The sequence below is a fragment of the Pseudomonas khorasanensis genome (genome assembly GCF_014268505.2).
Classification (GTDB): domain Bacteria; phylum Pseudomonadota; class Gammaproteobacteria; order Pseudomonadales; family Pseudomonadaceae; genus Aquipseudomonas; species Aquipseudomonas khorasanensis.
This window is the reverse complement of record NZ_JABWQP020000059.1, coordinates 1-363: the sequence shown is the minus strand read 5'-3', so window position 1 is coordinate 363 and position 363 is coordinate 1. Positions and strand designations below refer to the sequence as shown.

Here is a 363-nt window from a genome sequence, read left to right as displayed (position 1 = left end):
CGTGACCTTGGCCAACGGCCAGAACATCACCATCGCTGTCGGCCAAACCACCGGTACCGCGACCTTCACCGCACCGAACGATGCGCTGACTGGCAATGCGCCGATCACCAACGCGATCACCAATGTGAGCGGCGGTAACTTCGAAAATCTGGTCGCCGACAAAACTCCGGTATCGACCACTGTCACCGACGTTACCGACACCACCAATCTGTCGCTGAGTGCAACCGGCTCTGTAGCAGAAGGTGGTTCGATTGTTTACACCGCCACGCTGACCAACCCAGCCGGCACACCAGTCACAGTAACCCTGTCGAACGGCGCCGTGATCACCATCAAAGCGGGCGAAACCAGCGGCACCGCAACCGT

General features: G+C 59.5%; 1 protein-coding gene. It reads left to right on the top strand.

Going from position 1 to position 363, the window contains the following annotated elements; translation table 11 throughout:
* A partial coding sequence (locus HU727_RS25580; RefSeq protein ID WP_217847165.1) for an immunoglobulin-like domain-containing protein occupies positions 1-363 on the top strand: 363 nt, incomplete at both ends.